General features: G+C 60.3%; 22 protein-coding genes and 1 tRNA gene. 17 read left to right on the top strand and 6 right to left on the bottom strand.

Annotated features, from left to right (window positions below; translation table 11 throughout):
* Position 1: 1 nt before the first annotated feature.
* Both J7557_RS08940 and J7557_RS08935 read right to left on the bottom strand, forming a co-directional pair.
* Positions 2–889: a carbohydrate ABC transporter permease gene (locus tag J7557_RS08940; RefSeq protein WP_291419432.1), complete on the bottom strand. Its 888-nt coding sequence runs from the start codon at positions 887–889 to the stop codon at positions 2–4.
* A 69-nt stretch (positions 890–958) separates the two neighbouring features.
* Positions 959–2,257 (bottom strand): ABC transporter substrate-binding protein, encoded by a 1,299-nt coding sequence (locus J7557_RS08935; RefSeq protein ID WP_291419430.1) that lies wholly within the window; start codon positions 2,255–2,257, stop codon positions 959–961.
* Positions 2,258–2,579: 322 nt separating this feature from the next.
* On the opposite strand from J7557_RS08935, the gene J7557_RS08930 reads away from it, so the two are divergent.
* The 3 genes from J7557_RS08930 (at position 2,580) to J7557_RS08920 (ending at position 4,549) form a co-directional block, all read left to right on the top strand.
* The gene (locus J7557_RS08930) at positions 2,580–3,008 is read left to right on the top strand and encodes a disulfide bond formation protein B (RefSeq protein ID WP_291419428.1); all 429 of its coding nucleotides are present in this window, start codon (positions 2,580–2,582) and stop codon (positions 3,006–3,008) included.
* Complete coding sequence (locus J7557_RS08925; protein ID WP_291419426.1) at positions 3,005–3,649, top strand: thioredoxin domain-containing protein; 645 nt, start codon at positions 3,005–3,007, stop codon at positions 3,647–3,649. Before J7557_RS08930 ends, J7557_RS08925 begins: the two co-directional genes overlap by 4 nt.
* A gap of 150 nt (positions 3,650–3,799) precedes the next feature.
* Positions 3,800–4,549 carry a murein L,D-transpeptidase family protein gene (locus J7557_RS08920; protein WP_291419424.1) on the top strand — a complete coding sequence of 250 codons (750 nt, stop codon included), beginning with the start codon at positions 3,800–3,802 and terminating at the stop codon, positions 4,547–4,549.
* Between the two features lie 18 nt (positions 4,550–4,567).
* Here the strand turns inward: J7557_RS08920 and J7557_RS08915 are convergent, their stop codons facing one another.
* Positions 4,568–5,017, bottom strand: a complete 450-nt coding sequence (locus J7557_RS08915; protein ID WP_291419422.1) for a hypothetical protein — start codon at positions 5,015–5,017, stop codon at positions 4,568–4,570.
* Between the two features lie 151 nt (positions 5,018–5,168).
* Between J7557_RS08915 and J7557_RS08910 the strand changes: the two genes are divergently transcribed.
* From J7557_RS08910 to J7557_RS08900, 3 genes are all read left to right on the top strand, one after another.
* Positions 5,169–5,660 carry a copper chaperone PCu(A)C gene (locus tag J7557_RS08910; RefSeq protein WP_291419420.1) on the top strand — a complete coding sequence of 164 codons (492 nt, stop codon included), beginning with the start codon at positions 5,169–5,171 and terminating at the stop codon, positions 5,658–5,660.
* A 293-nt stretch (positions 5,661–5,953) separates the two neighbouring features.
* The gene (locus J7557_RS08905; RefSeq protein ID WP_291419419.1) at positions 5,954–6,271 is read left to right on the top strand and encodes a hypothetical protein; all 318 of its coding nucleotides are present in this window, start codon (positions 5,954–5,956) and stop codon (positions 6,269–6,271) included.
* Positions 6,272–6,444: 173 nt separating this feature from the next.
* Entirely contained in the window at positions 6,445–7,596 is a 1,152-nt protein-coding gene (locus J7557_RS08900; protein WP_291419417.1) for a L,D-transpeptidase family protein, read from the top strand.
* 135 nt (positions 7,597–7,731) lie between these two features.
* Here the strand turns inward: J7557_RS08900 and J7557_RS08895 are convergent, their stop codons facing one another.
* Positions 7,732–9,066, bottom strand: a complete 1,335-nt coding sequence (locus tag J7557_RS08895; protein ID WP_291419415.1) for an Nramp family divalent metal transporter — start codon at positions 9,064–9,066, stop codon at positions 7,732–7,734.
* Between the two features lie 90 nt (positions 9,067–9,156).
* A complete protein-coding gene (locus tag J7557_RS08890) occupies positions 9,157–10,083 on the bottom strand; it encodes a cation diffusion facilitator family transporter (protein ID WP_291419413.1) in 927 nt (308 codons plus the stop codon).
* A 419-nt stretch (positions 10,084–10,502) separates the two neighbouring features.
* Here J7557_RS08890 and J7557_RS08885 point away from each other — a divergent pair, with 419 nt between their 5' ends.
* Positions 10,503–11,507 (top strand): RNA polymerase subunit sigma-70, encoded by a 1,005-nt coding sequence (locus J7557_RS08885; RefSeq protein WP_291419411.1) that lies wholly within the window; start codon positions 10,503–10,505, stop codon positions 11,505–11,507.
* A gap of 101 nt (positions 11,508–11,608) precedes the next feature.
* A complete protein-coding gene (locus tag J7557_RS08880; protein ID WP_291419409.1) occupies positions 11,609–12,190 on the top strand; it encodes a dihydrofolate reductase family protein in 582 nt (193 codons plus the stop codon).
* A 233-nt stretch (positions 12,191–12,423) separates the two neighbouring features.
* On the opposite strand, the gene J7557_RS08875 is transcribed toward J7557_RS08880, so the two are convergent.
* Positions 12,424–12,513 (bottom strand) — tRNA-Ser (locus tag J7557_RS08875).
* Between the two features lie 211 nt (positions 12,514–12,724).
* On the opposite strand from J7557_RS08875, the gene J7557_RS08870 reads away from it, so the two are divergent.
* From J7557_RS08870 to J7557_RS08830, 9 genes are all read left to right on the top strand, one after another.
* On the top strand, positions 12,725–13,504 hold the full coding sequence (locus J7557_RS08870) for an MBL fold metallo-hydrolase (protein WP_291419407.1): 780 nt from the start codon (positions 12,725–12,727) through the stop codon (positions 13,502–13,504).
* Between the two features lie 244 nt (positions 13,505–13,748).
* Positions 13,749–14,288 (top strand): 50S ribosomal protein L21, encoded by a 540-nt coding sequence (gene rplU, locus J7557_RS08865; protein ID WP_291419405.1) that lies wholly within the window; start codon positions 13,749–13,751, stop codon positions 14,286–14,288.
* Between the two features lie 14 nt (positions 14,289–14,302).
* Complete coding sequence (gene rpmA / locus J7557_RS08860) at positions 14,303–14,569, top strand: 50S ribosomal protein L27 (RefSeq protein ID WP_092426362.1); 267 nt, start codon at positions 14,303–14,305, stop codon at positions 14,567–14,569.
* Between the two features lie 116 nt (positions 14,570–14,685).
* Positions 14,686–15,216, top strand: a complete 531-nt coding sequence (locus J7557_RS08855) for a GNAT family N-acetyltransferase (RefSeq protein ID WP_291419403.1) — start codon at positions 14,686–14,688, stop codon at positions 15,214–15,216.
* Positions 15,213–15,740: a GNAT family N-acetyltransferase gene (locus J7557_RS08850; protein WP_291419401.1), complete on the top strand. Its 528-nt coding sequence runs from the start codon at positions 15,213–15,215 to the stop codon at positions 15,738–15,740. Before J7557_RS08855 ends, J7557_RS08850 begins: the two co-directional genes overlap by 4 nt.
* Before the next feature lie 16 nt (positions 15,741–15,756).
* Positions 15,757–16,296 carry a GNAT family N-acetyltransferase gene (locus tag J7557_RS08845; protein ID WP_291419399.1) on the top strand — a complete coding sequence of 180 codons (540 nt, stop codon included), beginning with the start codon at positions 15,757–15,759 and terminating at the stop codon, positions 16,294–16,296.
* Positions 16,293–17,336 carry a GTPase ObgE gene (obgE, locus tag J7557_RS08840; RefSeq protein ID WP_291419397.1) on the top strand — a complete coding sequence of 348 codons (1,044 nt, stop codon included), beginning with the start codon at positions 16,293–16,295 and terminating at the stop codon, positions 17,334–17,336. Before J7557_RS08845 ends, obgE begins: the two co-directional genes overlap by 4 nt.
* The gene (gene proB / locus J7557_RS08835; RefSeq protein WP_291419395.1) at positions 17,336–18,475 is read left to right on the top strand and encodes a glutamate 5-kinase; all 1,140 of its coding nucleotides are present in this window, start codon (positions 17,336–17,338) and stop codon (positions 18,473–18,475) included. The genes obgE and proB overlap by 1 nt, the downstream gene beginning before the upstream one ends.
* On the top strand, positions 18,472–19,755 hold the full coding sequence (locus tag J7557_RS08830) for a glutamate-5-semialdehyde dehydrogenase (RefSeq protein ID WP_291419393.1): 1,284 nt from the start codon (positions 18,472–18,474) through the stop codon (positions 19,753–19,755). The genes proB and J7557_RS08830 overlap by 4 nt, the downstream gene beginning before the upstream one ends.
* Position 19,756: the final 1 nt, after the last annotated feature.

Raw genomic sequence — 19,756 nt, 5'->3', positions numbered from 1 at the left:
GCTATGCCGCCTTTTGGCCGCGGCCGGACAGTGCCAACTGAATGACGCTGACGCAGAGAACGATGACGAAAAGCATCATGGCAATGGCGGTGCCATAGCCTGGATTACCCTTGAGGAAGGCCTCGGAGTACATGAAGACGCTCAGAACTTCCGATGCGTGGAAGGGGCCGCCATTGGTCATGACAACGACGAGATCGAAGAGCAGGAAGGCATTGGTGGTGACGAGCACGATGACCACGGTCAATACCGGCCGCATCAGCGGCAGGGTGATGTGGCACGTGATGTTCCAGGCGCTGGCGCCATCGACGCGCGCCGCTTCGATATAGTCGTTGGGAATGGTCTGAAGCCCCGCCAGCAGTAGCAGGATGGCAAAGCCCAATTGCTGCCAGACATAGACCAACATGATCATCGGCAGCGCCGTATCGCGGCTGCCCAACCATTGATGCTCGGAGACACCCGGGACGCCCAGAGCCGACAGGGCCGGACCGACAAGGCCTACGGTGGGGCTCAGCATTTGCGTGAAAAGCAGGCCGATGACCACGCTCGAGAGCACGATGGGAATGAAGAAGATGGTCGAAAAGACCGAATGTCCGCGCGGCCTGGCATTGAGGATCAGCGCATAGGTCATACCCAGCACGATGATCGCGCAAAGCACCACGGCGACGAACAGCAGATTGTTGCGCAGCGCGTTCCAGAACCAGCGATCATCGAAAAGCTCGACATAATTGGCCAGTCCCACCCAGCGGATGGAGGCGAGGCTGACCCCATTCCACTGCGTAAAACTGGACAGGAAGGCCACGACCGCCGGGACGATCCAGAACACGGTGTAAAAGGCAAAGGCCGGTAGCAGCAGCCAGATGTGGAACTTGGTCCGGCCCGAACGGCGCACGGCACTTCTCCTCGGCGATAGACGGAAAGAGTGGAAGGAGCGGACAAGCCGCTCCTTCCCGGATCGGCATTACCAGTTGCGCGAGGCACGCAGGTCGTCAACGCATTCCTGATGCATGTCGCCTGCTTCCTGCGGGCTGAGGTCGCCAGTCAGCACCGCGACATTGGCCTCGTTCACATTTTCCTGCATGCACTGCACATCCTCGATCATGTCGAGGAACGGCGAGGCGTTCTGCGCATTCTCGAGCAGATCGCTGACCTGGCGCAGCATCGGGTCCATGCTCCAGGACGACATGTCGTAATTGTAGGGACTGAGGTCGAAATTCTCCTCGACATAGAGCTTCTGCACTTCCTCGCTGGTGAGGAATTCGAGGAACCGCTTGGCCGCATCGGCATCCTTGGTGGTGGCGGGAATAGTGAAGAGCAGTGAATTGGTCACGATGGCCGTCGGTTCCGGGCTATCGGCAACCGGCGGAAACAGCGTCAGCGCCACATTCTCGGCCCCGGCACCCTTGGCCATCCCGACACCCCAGCTGCCGGTCGAGTAGAACGGGGCGCGACCCGAGAAGAACAGGCCCGCCGCCGTGTCATTGTCGTCGGAGAGGTAGCCGGAGGTGAAATAGCCCGCATCGGCCACGGCCTTGAACAGTTCCCAGGCACGCACCGGCTTCTCATCGTTCCACTTGATGTCCGAGGTCACGGAGGGGTCCAGCGTCTGCAGGCCAATACGATCGTATTCGTCCTTGCTCAGTACGCCGTGCAGGATGTGGTTGAAGTAGTGATTGCCGGTCCACTGATCGCGATCGCCGAAAGCAATGGGCGCAATACCGGCATCAAGGAAGGTTTGGCTCGCATCCATGAAGCCCTCCCAGGTGGCCAGACTTGCCGGATCGACGCCCTGCTCTTCGAGCATTACCGGATTGTAATAGAGAATATTGCCGACCTTGAGCCCCCACAGCACGCCATAGGACTTGCCGTCATACCGGTACATGGTCTCAAGACCCGGACGCAGCTTGGCCTCGATCGGCGTGACGAAGTCGGTCAAATCCAGCAACTGCCCGGACTGGGCATATTGAAAGGCATTGGAACCGGCATTGACCTCGGCAATGTCGGGCGGCGTGCCGCCGGCAAAGGCCGTGCGCAGCGCGGTTTCATAGGCTGTATTTTCAAACGCGGTGTGTTTGACCACGACATCGGGATTGGCCGCATTGAACATCTCGACCACCTTATTGAGCACGGTGGATTCTGGAGGAGCCGAAAGCTCCGACCAGAGATTGAGTTCAACGGTTTGCGCCATCGCCCCGCCCTGGGCGATTGCAAAGACAACGCCGGCCAGGGCCAGGGCGCGCAAGGTGCGAAGTGTCGTCATGACCGATCGGTCCTCCCTTTCGTATCGGGACTTGGTCCCTCAAATACTAATATATCGGTATATTGGAAAAGAGGGGGCGTCAAGGCAAGGCGGCACTCTCACGCCTATTCTCCCACCCGCCATCGACTGCGACGTTTGTCCGGTGATCATCCAGCCGTCATAATGAGCAAGACGATCGGCAAAGGCGCGGTCTCCCGCGTCCAAACGGATTTACTGCGACAATCGGTAGATTGCCCAAACCTCAGTGGCTTGACGATGCCGAAAACCCCTTGCTCCTCTAGTCGCTAGAGGTCGTAGATTCCCCAAATCACTGGGGATCTAGATGACCAACAGGGCCACTTCGAGCAATCTGCTATTCATCGCTTGGGGACTGGCGCTCATTGCGACATTGTCTGCCATCTTTATCGGCGAGGTCATGGGGCAGACGCCCTGCGTTCTCTGTTGGTATCAACGGATTGCGATGTTTCCGCTGGTCGTGACATTGGGCGTTGGGATTTACCTCGACGACGGCAGGGCGCCGCTCTACTCGCTGCCTCTGGCACTCGGCGGGCTCGTGGTGTCGTCCTATCACACGACGCTTTTTTACGGCTTGGTACCTGAGACGATCCAACCTTGCGCTGCGACTGGTCCGTCATGCTCGGACGCGGCCATGACGGTGTTTGGCTATCTGCCGCTGCCCGTGCTCGCCCTCGCCACTTTCCTTTCCATCACCATCCTTCTGGCCCTTGCTCTCCGGAGACCTCGACCTTGAACCGACGCCTTCTGCTGATTGCCGCAGCCATAGTTGCGTTAGGCGCTTTTGCGCTTGCCGCCTTCCTCTACCCGCGCCTGAACTCGCCCCAGCCGGTCGCCACTATTGAAAACAGCAACTTGGTGCGTTTCGATTCAATCGTCATCGGCGAGCAGAATGCACCGGTCACGATCGTCGAGTGGTTTGACCCCAGTTGCGAAGCCTGCAGGGCATTTTATCCGATCGTGAAGCAGATCATGGATCGATATCCCGGGAAGGTCAGGCTGGTTCTCCGCTACGCCCCTCTCCACGAAGGGTCGGATGAAGCAGTGCGCATATTGGAAGCTGCTCGGAAGCAGAACCTTTTTATCCCCGTGCTCGAGACTTTGCTCATGACGCAACCCACCTGGGCGGCGCATGGAGCTCCTGACCTAGACAGGGCTTGGCAGGCCGCCGGATCGGCAGGACTGGACAGTGAGAAGGGCCGCATGGACGCGGCCGGCGGAGACATTTCAGCCAGGCTCGAACAGGAGAAAAGCGACCTGGAGGCGCTGGGGATCTCGCAGACGCCTACCTTCTATGTGAACGGCCAAGAGCTGATCGATTTTGGGCCTCAGCAACTCGCGGATCTGGTGGCAGAAGCGGTTTCAAAGAGCAACTGACGGGCTCGTCTAGCGGACGTGTTCGATCACGATCAGGAGAAGCGAACGCGGATTCGCTGGGAAGTGACGAGACGGTAACCCGCCCCTGGTTAGCGTTGCGGCGCTTAATTGGAAGTCCGAATGATACCCACTCTGCTTCGAACAGCGCTCTTGCTGCTGCTTGCTTCAGCTTTGGCAGCTTGCAGCCAGTTTGTCGGCGATAACCGTCACAATGTTCCTTTGCCGAAGGCCTTGGTCGAGCGTCTGGCCGCAATTGGTTCGTCGCCAACCGAACCAATGGTGATCCGGGTCTTCAAGCAGAGTTCCGAGCTTGAAGTCTGGAAGAGGACCTCCACGGGCGACTACGCCCTGCTCAAGAGCTACCCCATCTGCAAATGGTCGGGCGCCTTGGGGCCGAAGATCCAGGAGGGCGACTACCAGTCACCGGAAGGGTTCTACGATGTCACGCCGGCGATGATGAACCCGAAGTCCAATTATTACCTCTCGTTCAATGTGGGCTTTCCGAACAAGTTCGATCAGGCCTGGAACCGCACGGGCAGCTACCTGATGGTTCATGGCGATTGCCTGTCTGTCGGGTGCTACGCGATGACGGATGAGGGAATAAAGGAAATCTACGCGCTGGCGCGTGAGACTTTCCGGGGCAATGGCTCCTTCCAGATACAGCTTCTGCCGTTTCGCATGACTGAAGCCAATTTCGCGGTCAACGCGGCGAGCCCGCATGTGCCATTCTGGCGTGATCTAAAAGTCGGAAGCGACCTCTTCGAAAGCACGCGTCGGCCGCCTTCATGGGATGTTTGCGAGAAGCGATACGTCTTCAACAGGACCATGCCCGGAGGTGCGCCGCTCGATCCCTTGGGGCCGTGCCCACCGGGGCCATCACCGATAATGGCGGGCCTCTAGCCTGCGCCGTTTTATGGGTCAGTGGACGTAGTCGTGGTGGTCTGGGGGCGCTTCTCCTGCACCCGCGACCAGGGCCTCGAACGGCGTGCTTGCTACCCCTGACAGATTGAGCTGAAGCTTCAGGGCGGAACCCACTTCAAACCGCCCCTGGACGAGCACACGGACACCCTGTTCGGTCATATAGAGTTCCGCATGCACAGGAATTCTAATTGATTCCAGGGCGGTGCCTGCGGCCGAAATCATCGTTCCAGGTTCCTGGCCTTCAACTCGCACGCCAGACACTGTCACAGGGTTTTCGGTCGCGTTGTTCACGACGAGGAAAACCTCGGACATGTTGTTACCCTCGACCGGGCGAACCCAGGCGGATTCCACCGATATGCCGTCAGCGACTTGCGCCGGCGCTACCTCGTTGGCGGCGCTTGGAATGACGGCGAGGCATGTTAGAAGGGCAATCATCGTGAGCTTCATGTCTTCATCTCATACGTGACCTACCCAGAAGGCTATGCCGCTTCTGGTCGCAGCCAGACGTCTCGCGACCTCGTGATCACCAGCACGCTTGCTCCTCCAGTGGCTAGAGGAGGTACAGCACGTATCTCTCCAACCCAAACCATCTGGAACCATGCAGAAGATCATCGCCACCCTGTTTCTGGCCTCACTAGCGACCTTTGGTAGTGTGCAGCTTTCTTCGGCGCATGGGTTCAAAGGCGGCGAGATTTTCATAGACCATCCCATGATCCAGGAGGCGCCTCCGGGCGCCCGTGTATTGGGTGGATATGTCACCCTTCAGAACAACGGTGCCGAAGACGACAGACTGATCGCCATCGAAAGCCCCGCCGCCGAGAAGGTGGATCTGCACCAGTCTGTGGTCACCGATGGCATCGCGCGCATGACCCCGCTGAGCGAAGGCTTGCCACTCCCTGCTGGCCAGATTGTCTGGCTCGGAGACAACGGCACGCATGCAATGTTCGTCCAGCCGGATCGTCGATACGCGGTTGGCGACGAACTCCCAGCCACATTGATCTTTGAGAAGGCTGGCCGCGTCGAGGTGACGTTCAAGGTCGAAGAGCGCAGCACCGAGCTGGCCCCCGGCCACGGGGATCACGGCCAGTGATTTCCTGCGATTTGTTCGCAGCTTTCTATGGCTGTTGGTCGCTGTCGTCGGTGCCGGGGCGCTTGCCCTTCTGATCGTGCCACCTGAGCACTCGGTCGATGCCGACGCCACCCCGTTTTTTTCGTTGGCGAACTCAAAACGGGGTGAGTGAAGGCGCCGAGTCTGTCGTAGACCACCTATTGCGACGCGTTACGAAATCATAACCCGCCAACTGCAGCGTCTCCAATTGTTGCCGGATTTCTGGTACATCTTACTAGTCGATTTGGCATAAGCGTGAGGGGAGACGGTTCGCGGTGAAGCTTGGTCAGCGACTGCTGCTAACGCTGCTGGCATTGCTCGCCTTCGCCTTGGCTTCGCACCAGGCCATGGCGTCGACGCCCTTGGCCGCACCTTGCGTTGAAGAACACCATCTCGCAACCGACAACACCCATGCCGCGATCGATCTCGACCATTGCGTCACTTGCTGCCAGGCAAGCCAGGCGCTTGCCTTCTTCGAGGACGCCGTAGATTTCGGCGCAACCACGCTGTGGATAGCCGATCCTGTTGCTCGGAAGGCCGATATCCAGCTCACCCTGCACGATAAGCTTCTGCGGCCTCCACGCCTCTCCTGATCCTTAGTCCTCAATGGGTTCCGAGAGCGGTTTTGACCGCCTCGGCGCCTGCCTTTTGTACTGAAGCATCCGATCAGGTCATGAAACGCAGACATTTTCTTCAGCTCCTCTCGGCAGGAGCCGCCGGGCTATCGCAAATCGCGCCGGCTCAAGCACAGTCGCTCTGGAGCATGATGAACCAGGGCAGAACGTTGACCGACGCCGAGCGTGAGGCCAATAGCGCAGCCGCAATCCAGGCCATCGACACGGTCGAGCCGATCCTCTCCTACGACACCGCCAACAACCTGCAGATGGCGATCGCTCAATATGAGCCCTTCGTCATGGCTGGCGGCTGGGAGCAGGTGCCGCAAGAAACCTATGGCGTGACCATGGGCGTTCGGCGCGATGGCGTGGTGCAACTAAAGCGCCGGCTGCTGTCTTCGGCAGACATGGCCATGGTGGACCAGGTCGATGAAGCCTTCGACGGGCCGACGGATGGGGCTCTCCGCCGCTTCCAGGCCCGGCATGGCCTACAGGTCAATGGCCAGGTCGACGAGCCCACCTGGTACGCACTCAATGTCCCCGCCGAAGCTCGCCTCCACCAGCTACGCCTCAATCTCCTGCGCGTCCAGGCCATGGCGCGGGCCTTGGCTGACCGCTATGTGGTGGTGAACATTCCAGCCGCCTTTATCGAGGTCGTCGAGGGTGGAATGGTTCAGCGGCGCCACACGGCTGTGGTCGGGCGCATCGACCGGCAAACGCCGATCCTCAAGAGCCGCATCCACCAGATCAATTTCAACCCGTTCTGGAACGTGCCGGTTTCGATCATAAGGCGGGATCTCATCAAGTACATGAACGAGAACCCGAACTACCTCACCGAGCAGAAGATCAGGATTCTCGACGGCAATGGCCAAGAGGTGCAGCCCAGCTCCATCAATTGGCAGACCGAAGAGGCCGTGAACTACCGCTTCCGTCAGGATCCAGGACCGCTCAATTCCATGGGCAATGTGAAGATCAATTTTCACAATCCCCACGCGGTCTATCTGCACGACACGCCGACCAAGGGACTGTTCGGTGACAACGCCCGTTTCCTGTCCTCGGGCTGCGTTCGCGTGGACCAGGTGCAGGACTTCGTATCATGGGTTCTGCGCGACACTTCAGGCTGGGCCAGCGGGGAGGTCGGAAATGTGTTCGCCACAGGTGAGCGCAAGGATGTCGACGTCCGCAATCCGGTCGAAATCCACACCACGTATATCTCCGCATGGGCGAACCGCGACGGCGTCGTCAGTTTCCGGGACGATGTCTATGAGTTCGACATGGCCGGCAAAGTGGCCTTCGAAACCTGACGCCAAGCCCGCAAGCAACGGGCATCGTCATGAGCAATCGCATCCGCTGGATGGTGGCAGCAATCGTCATCGGGACGCACCATCCAGCGGGTGACGCCCATGCTCGGCATCGCCCCGGATTTTGTACCGGCGCCCTTAACCGGTGACGAAGTCGAACAGGAGTTTGACGTTGAGGCCGGCGATCACGAGGGCGATGAATACGGCCAGGGCAATCAGCCAGAGCGGAGCGACGAGCTGGCCCATCTTGCGCTTGTCAGCGGTGAACATCACCAGTGGAAACACCGCGAACGAGAGCTGCAGGCTCAACACCACCTGAGTGAGGATCAAAAGCTGGGCAGTTCCTGATTGTCCAAACCAGATAGTGACGGCAGCGGCCGGCACGATGGCGATGATGCGCGTAATTAGGCGCCGAAGCCACGGCGCGAGCTGAATATTTAGAAAACCCTCCATGACGATCTGCCCTGCCAGGGTTGCTGTCACGGTGGAGTTGATCCCACAGCAGAGCAGCGCAACGCCAAACAGCGTCGGCGCAATGGCCATGCCCAGCATTGGAGCCAGAAGGTTGTGCGCCTCTCCGAGTTCGGCAATTTCGGTCTGACCTGCGACGTTGAAGGTGGCCGCTGCCAGGATCAGGATCGAGGCGTTCACCAGCAGCGCGAACATCAGGGCAACGGTAGAGTCTATCGTGGCAAACTTCAGTGCTTCGCGTTTTTCCGGGAGCGTCTCGCCATAATCCCGGGTCTGAACGATACCCGAGTGCAGATAGAGGTTGTGAGGCATCACGGTCGCGCCGAGGATACCCAGAGCGAGATAAAGCATCTCTGGATTGGTGACGATCTCTGTGGTCGGCGCGAAGCCGCGAATAACGTCTCCCCAGTTCGGATCAGCCAGCGCAATCTGCACGATAAAGCAACCAGCGATCACGGCCAGCAAAGCGATGATCAGGGCCTCCACCCAGCGAAATCCGAGCTTCTGCAGGTAGAGGATCAGAAACACATCGAGGGCGGTGATGATGACGCCGATCTCGAGTGGAATACCGAATATAAGATTGAGACCGATGGCTGTCCCGATAACCTCCGCGATATCAGTCGCGATGATGGCGACTTCTGCGAGGAACCAGAGCACGAAGCCTACCGGCTTGGGGAAGGCATCCCGGCATGCCTGAGCGAGATCGCGCCCTGTTGCGATCGCCAGCCGGGCGCATAGCGACTGCAAGACAATCGCCATAATGTTCGAGATCAGGGCGACAAAGAGCAGGGTATAGCCAAAGCGGGAGCCACCCGCGATGGACGTCGCCCAGTTGCCCGGATCCATATAGCCGACGGCGACGAGATAGCCTGGGCCGACAAATGCTGCGGCACGACGCCATTTCGAAGACTTCTGTCGCACCTCGATGCTTCGGTGCACATCGGCCAGGGAAGCGTCGCCACGGTCCGCACGCCAGCCGCCAAAGAACCCGCCAGAATCCATCGCCTGAAACCAATAAATGCAGTTGCAAGTCATTTGCATATCACGATGCGAATGATTTGCAACTGCATTAAGCGGGTCGGGCTGTTCGGTTTACAGTTCCGCTGTCCATAGCGTGCCCGGGCGGTCCACCTGAACCGTGACATGGTCGATGTCGTAGCGGGCTTTCAGCCACTTCGAGACGAGATCGGGTAGCAATAGAGGGTCGATGCCTGACGCTGGAGTGACATGCACAGTCGCCACCACGGTGTCATCGGTAAGGGTCCAGGCGTGGAAATGGCCAGCGTTGTCGATCTCGGCCAATTCCACGAGCTCGGCCTCGGCTTTGCGTGCGTCGACCCCGCGAGGCACGGCCTGCAGCAAGACGCGGAGAGAGTCCCGCACGAGCGACCAGGCCGAGCGTACTACGAGTCCGGCTACGAGAACCGACAGGATGGGATCGAGAAGCGTCCAACCCGTCAACATGATCCCGATCGCCGCCGCTATGGCGCCCACAGAGCCCAACAGGTCGCCAACAACGTGAAGGAATGCTCCTTTCAAGTTGCTGTCGCCTTTATTGCCTCGCGATAGGATCCATGCGCCCGCAAGGTTGACCACCAACCCGATCGTTGCGACGATCAGCATTGGTCCTGCCAAAACCTCATGCGGTGCATTGATACGGCCGATGGCCTCCCACACAATCCAGGCGACGAGGAGAAGTAGGGAACCGCCATTGGCCAATGCAGCCAAGACGCGAACGCGATGAAAGCCATACGTCCGCGTGCTATCCGCTGGTCGCCTGGCCACCCGATAGGCAATGAGGGCCAGCAGCAGTGCTGCGGCATCGGACACCATGTGGCCGGAGTCCGCGATGAGGGCGAGGGACCCGGAGAACCATCCGCCGAGCGCTTGCACCACCGCATAGATAGCGGTGAAGGCGAAGACGAACCTCATGCGGCGCTCGTTGCCGGCCGTCACCTCCTGCCCATGATCGTGATCATGGTCGTGACCTCGTCTCGCACCACCGCCGCTTTCAGACATGATCCATTCCCTTCGGATCTCGCGCATTTCTTGCCGTGATCGTAGCAGACAACTGAAACGCTGAGACGTCCACCTTTGGCGGGGCCACAGATCAGGAGTGAGAGCATCCACCCAGTAGCAGCTCAAGCCAAGTTGTCCCCAGAACCTGCATTTCCGCTTTCCACCCATAGGCGCCAGTGGCGCACGTTCGCCTTTGGGATCGGGCAACAGCGACTTGAACGGCCTCTGTGAATGATCCCCGATGCAAAAGGTAATGCGACGAGTTCGTGCGTTGGTCGGGCGCCTGGCGGGCCGGCAACGTCGGCCTGGTTTCGGTCATCTGCGGTTGCTGCCTGCCTCTTTGACAGTGCTTCGCGCAAGCGGACATGAGTTCGAGCCTGCGCTATCATGCCCCTCTTTGCGGGTAGCGTGTGGGACCGATGACCAATTTGGAGGCTCTTGAGCAGGCTGTGCTGGGCAGCAGGCAGGCGTTCGAGGGGCTCGTGAGACCCTATTGCCGGCGCCTACACCTGCATTGCTATCGCATGCTCGGGTCGCCCTTCGATGCCGATGATGCGCTGCAGGAAACTCTGTTGGCGGCATGGCGCGGGCTCAACACTTTCCAATCCCGCAGCACCCTAGTCACCTGGCTCACGACCATCGCAACACGCGTATGCCTACGCATGATTTCTCAGCGCCAGCGCCGTACGATCTCGAGCGACTATGGCCCGCCGCTCTCATCCACCTCGGACCTCGGTGAGATGGTGATGGGGCCGGTCTGGGTCCAACCCATTCCCGATGCTGAGTTACAAGCAGAAGCTGCCGATGCCGATGATCCGGCATCGATTCTCTCCCGCCGCGAGAATGTCAGCTTGGCCTTCGTCGCCTTGCTACAGCACCTGCCGGGCACGCAACGCGCGGCGCTGCTGATGCAGGACGTGCTGGGGTATTCGGCTGTCGAAACGGCCGACATGCTGGAGACGTCTGTCGCCTCGGTGACCAGTGCCCTGCAGCGCGCCCGCGCCACGATGGCGACGCGATCGGCTGCAGGCGCGGAAGTCGCGCGCCTGACCGTTCGGCCTGCCCTCAATTCCGTCTTGGACAGTTTTGTTTCGGCGTGGGAGCGTCGCGACATCGAGGCCATCATCCAGTTGCTTGCCGAGGACGCTCGCTTCACCATGCCGCCGCTCCCGGCCTGGTTCCACGGGCGAGATGCTGTCGCGTTGTTCTTCGAGGAGCGGGTCTTTGCGACGGCCTGGCGCCTTGTGTCGCTGGGCGGCAACGGTCAGCCTGGCTTTGCCTGCTACCAGCAACAGGACGATGGCCACTTCCGCCCGGGGGGCGTCGTTCTGCTGACGATGTCGGACGGGCAGATTATTGCCATCGACAGCTTCCTCGACCGCAAGGTGTGCCAGCGGTTCGGTATGCTCGAAGAACTCACCTGAAATTTCTGCCGACCGACCGATGAGTTTGGCGACCGGCCTGTCTCAAAGGAGTGCCAAGGCCGGTGATGGCCGGATGGCGCTTCAAGAGAAAGGTATTCACTATGGCCAAACTCATCGTCAGCATGCTCAGCACCCTCGACAACTATTGTGCGGGCCCCGGCGGTCGGCTCGACCAACTCCCCATGGGAGCGCCATTCGACGCTCACAACCTCGAACTCATGCGCAGCGCTTCGGCCATGCTCTTTGGTGCGGTCACTTTCCCGATGTTCGAGGCCTACTGGCCGAACGTCGAGCGTGGACCCGGGAGCGACCCGGTCCAGCGGGATATCGCCGAGCGCGCGGACGCGGCGCGCAAGCTCGTCGTCAGCAATACGCTGGTTCTGAACAAGGCGTCTCCATGGGCGGAGACGGAAGTGGTCAGCCGCGATCGGGCCGCACGGAGAGTTAGCGAACTCAAAGTGCAGGAGACCGGCAACCTGATGATCTTCGGCAGCCACATGCTGGTCAACCTGCTGCTCACCGAGGGATTGGTCGACGAATATCACCTGCTCGTCGCTAACGTTGTTCTCGGCGGTGGCGTCCCCACCTTCGAACCGGGTGCAACCGCATCATTCCAGCTCCTCAACCACCGTCGGCTGCCCGCCTCGGACATCGTCGCTTTGCACTACGCGTGCAGAAGTTGAGCGGAGGTAGGGCGGCGGTACCGCTGCCGCCCTACTTTCAACCCCCTATCCATAAGGCTTCAATCCGCCTGGGTAATGCCGATCGGCCTAAGGACAGGAGAGCGTCAAAAGTATGGAAAAGACTCCTGCCGAGCCGCCGGAGAGGTCAGCAAGGACGGCACAGCATCGGGCATGTGTATGACACCCGAAGATTCTTCGGGAGTCTAAATCATTGAAAACTGGGTTCGAGAAAATGGCGGAGAGAGAGGGATTCGAACCCCCGATAGAGTTGCCCCTATGCCGCATTTCGAGTGCGGTGCATTCAACCGCTCTGCCATCTCTCCGCGAGATCGAAAAGGGATCGTTGAAAATCCCGGCCGGTCGATACGGGGCGGCTTATGGCATAGCGTGAGGCGGGCTGCAACACCCCTTGTGCGGTGTTGTCACAGAAAGCCGTAGAGCCTCCCCGCGGTCACAAATCCGTGTCGAGCAATCTCCCTTCGCAAATCTGCGTTGTCTTGGCGTCAGGCACTAATCTTTTCACGGGAGAGACTTATGGTTACGCGACGTAGCTTCGTTGCCGGCATGGCCGGCTTGCCAATAGCCGGGCTTGCCGCCAATCTTTTCAGCACCAGCTTCGTATTTGCTCAGGACGCATCCATGGCCGAGACCATTGCCACCAGCGAGGGCGACCTCATCATTCATCCGGTCGAACATGCGAGCCTCGTGCTCGAATGGGGTGACAAGGTGATCTATGTCGATCCCGTGGGCGGTGCCGCGCTCTATGAAGGCCTGCCGGCCCCGACCGCCATTCTCATCACCCATGGCCATGGCGACCATTTTGATGTGCCGACGCTGGAAGCTATTGCCGGCTCGGCGCCGCTCCTCACCAATGAAGATGTGTTTGGGAAATTGCCCGAAGGGCTGAAGGCCAATGCCAAATCCATCGCCAATGGCGCGGATGGCGAACTCGACGGCGTCACGCTCAAGGCCATTGCGGCACATAACACCACGGCTGACCGTATGAACTATCACCCGGTCGGCGTCGGCAATGGCTATGTCCTGACCTTTGGCGACAAGCTGGTTTACGTGGCCGGTGACACCGAGCCGACCGAGGACATGCTGGCGCTGACCGACATTGCCGTCGCCTTCCTGCCGATGAACCTGCCCTATACGATGACACCGGACCAGGCCGTCGAAGCGATCAACACGTTCAAGCCCGGGATCGTCTATCCCTACCATTATGGGGACAGCGACCTTTCGGTACTCGAAACCGGGGTCGGCGACCATACCGAAGTGCGCCTCCGCAACTGGTACACGCACGGCCAGGGCTGATAGGCCAAAGCGCTGCCGAAACCTGCGACAGCGCTTGACTCTTGGGGCCTTTTTCCCGATAAGCCCCCGATCCCACGCGTACTGGTCCCACCGGTGCGCTGGTTTTGTTTGAAAACGCTGCTTGAGGCTGCCGGTCGGAAATCTCCGGCCCCAGACTTGAAAACCGCGGAAAAGGCATGAAAGCCGCGGTGCCGCAGGGCGCGACAGAAAAGGGACCGAGCGCAAAAAACGTTCGGTTGTGCATATGACTTTTGCAGTCATCAAGACGGGCGGCAAGCAGTACAAGGTTGCTGCCAATGACGTCATCAAGATCGAAAAGCTCGACGCCGAAGCCGGCGACATCGTCACCTTTGACGAAGTCCTGATGGTTGGCGACGTGATCGGCGCTCCGCTGGTTGAAGGCGCACTCGTTGCTGCCGAGCTGGTCGAAACCAAGAAGCAGAAGACCGTCATCATCTTCAAGAAGCGTCGTCGCCACAATTCGCGTCGCCGCAACGGTCACCGCCAGCTGCTGACCACCGTTCGTATCACCGAAATTCTGACCGGCGGCGCCAAGCCGACGATCAAGGCTGCTGCCAAGGCCGAAGCATCAGACGCCGTGACCGAAAAGGCCCCGGCCAAGAAGGCTGCTCCCAAGGCTGAAGCCGCTGAGGCAACCGAAGCCAAGGCCGCACCGAAGAAGGCTGCGCCCAAGAAGGCCGCTGCTGCTGAAGGCGAAGCCGCTGAAAAGCCGGCAAAGAAGGCCCCGGCCAAGAAGGCCGCTCCCAAGGCCACCGAAGAATAAGAGGAAGCTAGACCATGGCACATAAGAAAGCAGGCGGTTCATCCCGCAACGGTCGTGATACCGCTGGCCGTCGTCTCGGCGTGAAGAAGTTCGGTGGCGAAGCTGTCGTCGCCGGCAACATCATCATCCGTCAACGCGGCACCAAGTGGGCTGTCGGCACCGGTGTTGGCCTCGGCAAGGATCACACGATCTATGCTCTGGTTGATGGCAGCGTCGCGTTCCGCACCCGTGCGAACAATAAAGTACACGTGTCTGTCATCCCGGCAGAGGCCGCCGAATAACCCGGCAGGCTCGACTAACCCGCCGGTGACCAGTTCCCGGCGGCGTTTGGCGACACACCAGACTTGCGAAGGGGAACCGGTCAACCGGTTCCCCTTTTCGTTTCTGGAGCATTCGCATGACCACCATCAAGGACCGCCTGCCCGCCTCGATCCGCACCGAACGCCTAGTGCTGACCGTGCCGACCATGGCTCATGCTCCAGCAATCGCTCAACTCGCCAATAATAAAAACGTCCATCGCTGGATGGCGCGGCTTCCCTTTCCCTATGCGCTGAGCGACGCCGAATTCTTCGTTGAAGAGATCGTACCGACGGCCGAGGAAGCCTGCTTTGCCATCGAGGTAGACGGCACATTTATCGGCGTGGTCGGGCTCCATTTTGCCGATGGTCAGGTTCCTGAACTTGGCTACTGGCTGGGCGAGGCTTTTTGGGGCCAGGGCTATGCCAGCGAAGCGGCACGAGCCTTGGTGGCAGAGGCACGAGCGGCGGGCGCCACCGCCCTGCGCTCACGCGCGCTCAAGGAAAATGTCAGCTCGCGCAATGTCCTCAGAAAAGCCGGCTTCACCGAGACCGGCGAAGCGATCGAGGCGGCGAACAACCTTGCCGGCCAGACCATGGTGCTCATGCGGTTGGAGTTTGGCGAGAGATGACCGAGCTTCATACCGAAAGGCTGATCCTGCGCGCGCCAAGGCCAGAGGACGCGCCCTGCTACGCCCTGGGCGTCAGCGAATTCGCCGTTGCAAAATGGCTGACCCCTGTCCCATGGCCCTATACGCTCTCCATGGCGCAGGAGTTTTTGCGCATGGCGCCAACCCCAACGCCCGAAAAAGCCTTCTTCATCATCGAGCATGAGAAAAAGGGGCTGATCGGTTGCGTGACGCTGGTTTCCGAACTCGGCTTCTGGATATCGCGCCCGCATTGGCACAAGGGTTATGGGATGGAAGCGGCCTCCGCGCTGATCGACTGGCATTTTGACGGCACAGGCGCTGAAACCATTCGGTCGAGCGCCCACCACAACAATGTCGCGTCCCTAAAGCTCAAGGCCAAGCTGGGCTTTGTGGCGACGGGGCGGGAAATGCGTTTCTCCCAGGCGCTGCAGCACAATGTCGAGCACGTGACGACGGCGCTGAGCCGCGCGGACTGGCGGGCGAGAAGGAGTGATCTATGCGCCTGACGGAGTTTTTTTGCCGATGATGCTGCCGATCATCGAAACGGAACGACTGATCCTGCGCACCCCGCGCGCGCAGGACGCCGAGGCTATTGCGCGCTACCTCAATGACTTTGAGGTAGCGGGAAATCTGGCGCGGGTGCCATTTCCTTATTTCCTCTCGGACGCCAAGGCGTGGCTACGCACACGACACAGCGATGTCCAGGCGGACGATGCGAACTTTACCATCGAGATCAAGGGCGAGGGTTATGTCGGCCATATCGGCTTCCATCCCGGCCCCGATGGTCCCGTCATCGGCTATTGGCTCGGCAAGCCCTTTTGGGGTCGCGGGATCATGACCGAGGCGGCGATTGCCTGCCTCGACTGGTTCTTCGACACCACCAATGCGCCGGTGGTCTATTCCGGCGTTTTTCACTTCAATCTGGCTTCCCTCGCTATTCAGCAGAAGCTGGGCTTTACCCAAAGCGGACGAAGCTGGCTGCTCTGCCTTGCGCGCGACGCCGAGGTGGAGCATATCGACACAGAACTGACGCTTGGCGTCTGGAAGGCACGACGCACATGAAATTTCTCGATCAGGCCAAGATCTACATCAAGTCCGGTGATGGCGGCGGCGGCGCTGTCAGCTTTCACCGCGAAAAGTTCATCGAGTTCGGCGGCCCCGATGGCGGCAATGGCGGACGCGGCGGCGACGTCGTGGCTGTCTGCGCCGATGGCCTCAATACGCTGATCGACTTCCGCTATGCCCAGCACTTTCGCGCGCCGACGGGCGTCCATGGCATGGGCAAGAACCGCGCCGGCGCCAATGGTGAAGACATCGTGCTGCGCGTGCCCAAGGGCACGCAGATTTTCGAGGAAGACCAGGAAACGCTGATCGCCGATTTTACGGAAATCGGCCAGCGCGTCGTGCTGCTGCAGGGCGGCAATGGCGGTTTTGGCAATGCCTATTTCAAGACCAGCTCCAATCAGGCCCCGCGCCACGCCAATCCCGGCCAGCCGGGCCTCGAAAAGGGCATCTGGCTGCGTTTGAAGCTGATTGCAGACGCGGGTCTTGTCGGCCAGCCCAATGCCGGCAAGTCGACTTTCCTGGCGGCTGTTTCGGCGGCCAAGCCCAAGATTGCCGATTATCCGTTTACGACGCTGCACCCCAACCTTGGTGTGGTCCGTGCCGGTGAGCGTGAATTCGTGCTTGCCGACATTCCGGGCCTCATTGAAGGCGCCAGCGAAGGCATTGGCATCGGCGATCGCTTCCTCGGCCATATCGAGCGTTGCGGCGTGCTCATTCACCTCATCGACGGCACCAATGAAGACGTGGCACATGTCTATAAGGCGGTGCGTTATGAACTGGCGGCCTATGCCGATGTGCTGGCGGACAAGCCCGAAATCGTCGTGCTCAACAAGATCGACGCCCTGACGCCCGAAGAGCTCAAGGCCAAGATGAAGGCGCTGAAAAAGGTCAGCAAGGCCGAAGTGCGCGCCATTTCGGGTGCAACGGGCGAAGGCGTCGAGCAGGTGCTCTATGACGTGCTCGGCGTGATCGACGAGACCCGTGCTGAAGAAGCCGCAGCCCTCGCGCCCAAGACCGAAGAGAAGTGGACCCCCTGATGTCAGCCAATGCGCTGGCGCCCTATCGGCGCATTACCATCAAGATCGGTTCGGCGCTGCTGGTCGACAAAACCGGTAAACTGCGCAAGGCATGGCTCGACGATCTCGCCGAAGACATTGCGGCGCTGAAGGCCGAGGGACGCGATATCGTCGTCGTCTCCTCGGGCGCCATTGCGCTGGGGCGTGGGCTGCTGGGGCTTTCGGCGGTGTCGCTGACACTGGAGCAATCGCAGGCGGCGGCGAGCGCGGGGCAGATTGCCCTGTCGCAGGCCTGGGCCGAGGCGCTGGCGCGGCACAATATCGTCACGGGGCAGATTCTCATCACCCCCAACATCACCGAAGAGCGCCGCTATTATCTCAATGCGCGGACCACGGTGACGACCCTGCTTGGGCTCGGCGCCATCCCCATCTTCAATGAGAATGACAGCGTGGCGACGGCGGAAATCCGCTATGGCGACAACGACCGCCTCTCGGCGCGTGTCGCGACCATGATTGAGGCCGATTGCCTCGTGCTGCTCTCGGACATTGACGGGCTCTATACGGCGCCGCCGGCGAAAGACCCGAATGCGCAGCATATTCCGGTGGTGGAAAGCATCACGCCGGCCATTGAAGCCATGGCGGGCGGCGCTGCGAGCCATCTGTCGCGTGGCGGCATGACGACGAAGGTCGAAGCCGGCAAGATTGCGACGCTTGCCGGGACAGCCATGGTGATTGCCAAGGGCACGGAAATGCATCCGCTAAAAATGCTGACCGAAGGCGGCCGCCATACGCTATTTCACCCTGCCCGCTCGCGGGCGCAGGCTCGCAAGCGCTGGATCATGGGGACGCTCACGGTTGCCGGCACGCTTCAGGTCGATGCCGGCGCGACGAGTGCGCTGAAGCAGGGCCGCTCGCTGTTGCCGATTGGTGTGACGAAAATTTCGGGCGAATTCGAGCGCGGCGATACCGTTGCCATTATCGATCCCGATGGGCGCGAATTGGCACGGGGCCTTGTGGGTCTCGACAGTGAAGATGCGCGCCTCGCCATGGGGAAGCGCAGCGACATGATTGTCGAACTGCTCGGCGTGGGCAGCCGCTCGGAACTGATCCATCGCGACAATATGGTGCTGACGGCGGCGCTGGAGGAATTGCATCAATGAGCCTTGCTGAAGTCGCCTCCAACGATATTCCGACGCTGATGCTTGAGCTTGGCCGCAAGGCTCGGGCTGCCGCGAGCAAGCTCGCAACGGCAAGCGCTGAACGCAAATATGCGGCGCTGATTGGCGCGGCCGAGGCCGTGCGCAATCACAAGCCGGATATTCTCGCCGCCAATGCGGTCGACATGGAGAATGCCCAAGCCAAGGGCATGACCAAGGCGTTTCAGGATCGGCTGCTGCTGACCGAAGCGCGGCTCGACGGCATTATCGATGCGCTGCGCACCATTGCCGAACTGCCCGATCCCGTCGGTTCGATCATTGCCGAATGGGACCGGCCCAATGGCCTCCATATCGAGCGCGTGCGGACCCCGCTCGGCGTCATCGGCGTCATCTATGAAAGCCGGCCCAATGTGACGGCGGATGCCGGTGCGCTGTGTCTCAAGTCGGGCAACGCGGTCATTCTGCGCGGCGGCAGCGACAGTGTGCACTCGTCGCGTGCTCTGGTCGATTGTCTGCGGCTGGGCCTGAAGCTTGCAGGTCTGCCGGAAGACGGCGTGCAACTGGTGCCGACGACGGATCGCTCTGCCGTGGGCGAACTGCTGGGCGGGCTCGGTGGCGCTATCGACGTGATCGTGCCGCGTGGCGGAAAATCGCTGGTGGCCCGCGTGCAGGCCGAAGCGCGGGTGCCGGTCTTTGCGCACCTTGAAGGCCTGGTGCATGTCTATATCGACCGCTCGGCCGATCTCGACAAAGCCGTGTCCATCACCCTCAACGCAAAAATGCGCCGCACCGGCATTTGCGGGGCGGCGGAAACGCTGCTCGTGCACAAGGATGTGGTTGCCACGCACCTCAAGCCGATCATCGATGCGCTGGTGGCAAAAGGCTGCGAAATTCGCGGGGATGCGACGGTTCAATCTTTGATCGCCGAGGCAAAGCCGGCGACCGAAGAGGATTGGAAGACCGAATACGAGGATGCGATCATCTCCGTAAAGGTGGTCGACAGCGTCGAAGCGGCCATCGCTCATATCGAAAAGTATTCGAGCCACCACACCGAGGCGATCATTGCTGAAGACCCTGTGGCGGTCGAAAAATTCTTCAACGAGATCGACAGCGCCATTCTCGTCCACAACGCCTCGACCCAGTTTGCCGACGGCGGCGAGTTCGGCTTTGGCGGCGAGATCGGTATTGCGACGGGCAAGATGCATGCGCGCGGGCCGGTGGGCGTCGAGCAGTTGACCTCTTTCAAATACCGCGTGCGCGGCAATGGGCAGCTCCGACCCTGAC

It is taken from the genome of Devosia sp., assembly GCF_017744655.1.
Taxonomy (GTDB): Bacteria; Pseudomonadota; Alphaproteobacteria; order Rhizobiales; family Devosiaceae; genus Devosia.
Note: the sequence above shows the minus strand (reverse complement) of the source record. Positions and strands in the feature narration are given on the sequence as shown.